The sequence below is a fragment of the Aquidulcibacter sp. genome, assembly GCF_044346625.1.
Classification (GTDB): domain Bacteria; phylum Pseudomonadota; class Alphaproteobacteria; order Caulobacterales; family Aquidulcibacteraceae; genus Aquidulcibacter.
Genome location: NZ_JBIIYV010000131.1, coordinates 1 through 4,724, shown reverse-complemented (window position 1 = coordinate 4,724; position 4,724 = coordinate 1). Strand labels below are relative to the sequence as shown.

Genomic DNA, 4,724 nt, shown 5'->3' with positions numbered 1-4,724 from the left:
ATCCCAGCGCCATGTGGTACCGCTTTGCCGGTCGCCAGATGGGCATGATCACGAATAATGGCGGGTGGGAAGGTTCTTACGCCGCCTCGGTCGCGCAACGCCAAGCTGCCCCTGCCACAACCGCGCCCGGTGCTTTTGCCAATGGCGCGACGGTGGGCAAGCAGGAAGAGCAATTCTCGTCCAATCTGGAAGTGATCAATAGCTATAGCCAAGGCTCGGTTGCGGGTAGCTATGTGGTCCGCTCTGGCGACAGCCTGCAAGGGATCGCCCAGAATCTGTGGGGCGATAGTGGGCTTTGGTATAAATTGGCCGAAGCCAATGGCATATCGGGTGCTGCATCCCTGTTTGAAGGCCAGACTCTGCGCCTACCCGCAGGGGTGATGCGCAACACCTATAATGCGTCCTCCGTCACCCCCTACAACCCCGCCGAAACCCTCGGCGACGTAACCCCCTCCACCCCGCAAGCCGTCCCGCCGAAGAAGCAAAAGTGTGGGGTGTTTGGGCAGATCTTGCTGGTGATCATCGCGGTGGTGGTGACACTCTATCTTGGACCGGAGTTTACGCAGGCATTTGCCAAGTTTTTACCCCAAGCCGCCGCTAGCTTTGCCGGATGGGGATCGGCAGCCGCCGCAGCTTCCATCGTCTCCCAGAGTGTTGGGGTCGCGACTGGTATTCAAGATAAGTTCAGTTGGAAGGAAGTTGGTGCGGCCTTCATAACGGGCGGTGTTGCGGGTCCTGGACAAAAAGCGAAAAGCCTCATGGAGGCTGTCATCCAAGGCGCTAAGAACAGCGCCATCAGTCAAGGCATTAATGTGACCCTTGGCCTGCAGGATAAGTTTAGCTGGGCTGCAGTGGCGGCGGCGGGCGTTGGCTCTGGCGTTGGTTACAAAGTCGGCAACATGGTCGGGGCCAGGCCCTTAATGGGCCAAGGCTCCTCCCGCGATTGGGGCAATATTGGCAGGAATCTAGTTGCCTCTGGGGCAAGCGCGATAGCGAGTGCGGCCGCCCGCAGTCTGGTCGAAGGGAGCGACTTTAAGAATAATCTGCGAGCCGCGTGGCCCGGTGCCATCGGTGGTACCATCGCAGCCGCCATTGCGGGGGAAATGGGCATTGACGTTGTCGCCAAGCCGAAACAAGAGGATCCGGGAGATGGAGTCGGCACTGTTGAGCCAATAAAATTACCGCCCGGCAATCCAATTGACTTTCCAAAGGCTTCTTTTGCGAACTTATCAATTCTATCCGACCTCAACCTAAACCCGGCTATGAAGGTAGCCGAGTTGAGGGCTAAGGCGGCAAAGATTTATGGCGTTTCGGTGGATTCATCCGACCTAATAGTCGCAGAGGACCCGCTTCCTGAGGCAGGTATTAGCGCGAAAAATTCGTATCCCTTACTTGTATTTAACAAGGCTACGAATCTCATGGCTGGCACGCTGAACTTCAGTAATGTCGGTGATGCTGGACCTCTCAATATCAGAAGCTTCTCTATTCGAGGGCCGGGCGACGCTACCGCAATAAGGATCATTACCACTCAATCGGGTGCCGTGATTTATGACGGTGGCGACGTCTCGTTTGACAGCATTGGCCTACGAGTCAGTTACGAACCAATTGTAGCTAGCGCAACCACCCGAAGCGTTCCCACGCCGACCCTTGCAGACCAGCGAGCCGAATATCGTCGAAACTATATGCAGTCATCAGCGGAAACTGGCGCACTATTAGGTCAGTTTTTAGTTGAGCAAATCCCCGGTGCTGGCACTCTTTTTGCCGCAGAAGAATTTGGAAGGAGCCCAAATTTCGTGAATGGGTTCACGCTCGCAACAAGCCTGTTCCCAGCGGCTGGGGTGATCAAGGGTCTTGCCAAAAGTAGAAAGACATTTGATGTTGCTTGGAAGGTAGCTGAGAATGGAGCGGACGACACGGCGCGCTATGAGAAGTATTGGGCGAACCTCGCAACGAAGTCGGGATCGCTGTCGAATCGCTCTGCTCGCGCTTTCTATCTTTCCGAAGAGGCTCGAATACCCAGTCTGCTAGATAGCTCATTGCCGCTTGAGGGGCAGGCAAGGCAGGCGTTTGAAATGCGCAATTCGCTTCGTACTCAATCGCGAGATTTGATGTCAGATAGACGACTCGCGGAATCACTTTCTCGAACTGATCCTAATATGACTTGGAATCAGGTCGTTGGGAAATATTCGAACCGCTACTCAGGCGATGCGCTTTGGAACAAAACTATTGGCTCGTCGCAAAGCTCCCGCACTTCGGTCAATCAGTCGTTGGGGTTCTAATGAAAAAGACATATACCTTTACAAATGCGAACGGGACGTTCGTTTGCTTCCTTGACTATGAGGAAGAAGGCGACTTTGCAGATTTCCTCTCACTTGTCTGCGGTAAGCTCGAATTGGAGATGCCACAGATTGCCGAAACTCCATACTCGTTGGTAGCAGAGTTCGATTACGGTGGCGCGCGCCTCTCTGCGGCATACAGCACCGATGCGGGTTGCCACCTTCGCATTCCGCCGAACACGAAAATGTCGGCGCAGACGATTGTCGAGAAATGCTTCGGACTGGCAGCATAGGGCACCAACTCTAGGCTCAATCCCCCAGTGCAAAACAGGTCCTGTCCCCGGATCGGTGCATTCGAGTGAGTGACTGATCGGCACACCCTAAACTGGATGCCGCTGGTGCTATGCGCTTGGGTCCACGTGAGGGAACTTAGTTCTATGGCGGTGGTCACTTCCCCGATACTTCGTCAAGGCGACGATGAAGTGATGTGGTCCGCTCCGGCGACAGCCTGCAAGGGATCGCCCAGAATCTGTGGGGCGATAGTGGCGCCCTTCGGGCCTTCTTCGACTGGAATTGATCCCCCAGATCAATTCCTGCGCTGACGCGCACCGTCTGCGAAGGGTATAAGCTCGCCGAAGCCAATGGCTTATCGGGTGCGGCGTCCCTGTTTGAAGGCCAGACCCTGCGCCTACCCGCAGGGGTGATGCGCAACACCTATAATGCGTCCTCCGTCACCCCCTACAACCCCGCCGAAACCCTCGGCGACGTAACCCCCTCCACCCCGCAAGCCGTCCCGCCGAAGAAGCAGAAGTGTGGCGGCTTTGGGCAGATTTTGTTGGCTGTTATTGCGATTGCGATAACCGTTATTGCTCCGTTTGGTGGCGGGATCATCGGCGGTGCTCTCAATGCGGCCGCAGGCTCCGTCGTGTCTCAAGTCGTTGGCGTGGCCACAGGGATTCAAGAGAAGTTTGACTGGAAGGGCGTCGCGACGGCCTTCATCAGTGGCGGGGTCAGTGGCGGCCTAAGCGGGGTCTCAGCTCTGAACAGCGGGACGACAACGCTCGCGCGCGTATTCCAAGCAGGGGTGCGCGGCGCAGCTACCAGTGCCATCAGCCAAGGCATTGGCATGGCTTTGGGCTTGCAAGACAAGTTCAGCTGGGCAGGCGTTGCGGCGGCGGGCGTTGGCGGCGCAGTCGGCCAATTCGGCGCGGAGAAATTCCCGGGCGGGATAAAGTACAATAAGGATGGAACCGTATTAAAAGGGAGTAAGACAACCCTTCTCAACGATGTCCTTTCAACAGGCGCAAGCCTCATCGCTAATGCCACGACCCGCACTCTGATTGAGGGCACGGACTTCGGCGACAATGTCATCGCAGCCCTACCCGACTCGCTTGGGGGCTTGGTTGGGCGACGGATTGGCGGGGCTATTAGAACGCGACTTGATAGTCGTGGCTTTGAAAAAACCTTTGATGAAGTTGAAAATGCTGCAAAATCTGCAGTTGAAGCCAATGGGCAAGATTGGAGTGCTATTGGTGCAGACCAGCGTGCTGACTTCTTGAACATTTCGATGACAGACCGCTTGCAAGGCCTGAGCAAGGCCGAAGCTATCCGGCTAGGCAGACAAGCAGAAGCTTTCTTAAGTATCCTCACCAAGGACGCGCCGATCAATTCTCCGGGTAAGGGCTTAGAGGCAATTAGAGCAAACATGGAGAGGTATTTGAACGCCGCAGGTGATGCGGGCGAAAGAAGATATGGTAATTTAGAGCCTTGGGCTGCTCGTGCTTTTGGCCAAAACACAGCACTACTTAAGGTCTACTCGGCTTTGTCCATTTCAACACCCGAATTTGAATGGACACATCTGGGAGTGTTCACTGCGTTCACGGTTCGGAAGGAGCTGACTGGGCTTTACGAAATGTACACGGCAGCTGCAGCCCCAGCCGAATTAATGGGTAGACTTCGTTCACCCAATGCCCATTTTGTAATCTCAGCAAATCAAATAAGGTCCATATTTCAGACGACGATCGATGGCCAATTAACAGTGGGAAAGGACGTCATACCACTTGCACTAGCCGGTAAAGTATACGGTTACAAAGCGATGGCTGACTATGGGGTTCGGGAGTGGGGACAACGTAACCCCAGAACTTTGGGGTACAAACTCATGCAAGCCAGCATGCTAGCTACAGATCCGGCTTTGGCGTCACAAAGCCGATTGGCGGCAGCAAGGGAATTCGCTATTCATGAGCAAAGGAACTTGAATCCGATGTGGTCCGCCCTGAAGAGTGAATCGCTTGGCAGTGTTGGTGAAATCGCCATGTGGATGGGTAAGACACGACTTCCAATTGGAACACTAGGGATCACGTCCCATTTGGTGGTGTAACACGCGGTGACAGCTAATCCCCCTGCGCAGCGCTCGTCACATAGCTGGCGGAGCGGGGGGATTGGCGGTTG

Annotated in this window: 3 protein-coding genes; all 3 read left to right on the top strand. The window is 55.1% G+C overall.

The window, feature by feature from the left end; all coding sequences use genetic code 11:
- Positions 1-2,279 (top strand): LysM peptidoglycan-binding domain-containing protein (locus ACIQ20_RS15905; RefSeq protein ID WP_395782035.1); only part of this gene is annotated, 2,279 nt, incomplete at its 5' end.
- Positions 2,279-2,569, top strand: coding sequence for a hypothetical protein (locus ACIQ20_RS15900; RefSeq protein WP_395782033.1), 291 nt, complete (start codon positions 2,279-2,281; stop codon positions 2,567-2,569). The genes ACIQ20_RS15905 and ACIQ20_RS15900, both read left to right, overlap by 1 nt.
- Before the next feature lie 410 nt (positions 2,570-2,979).
- Complete coding sequence (locus ACIQ20_RS15895; protein WP_395782031.1) at positions 2,980-4,653, top strand: hypothetical protein; 1,674 nt, start codon at positions 2,980-2,982, stop codon at positions 4,651-4,653.
- Positions 4,654-4,724 lie beyond the last annotated feature (71 nt).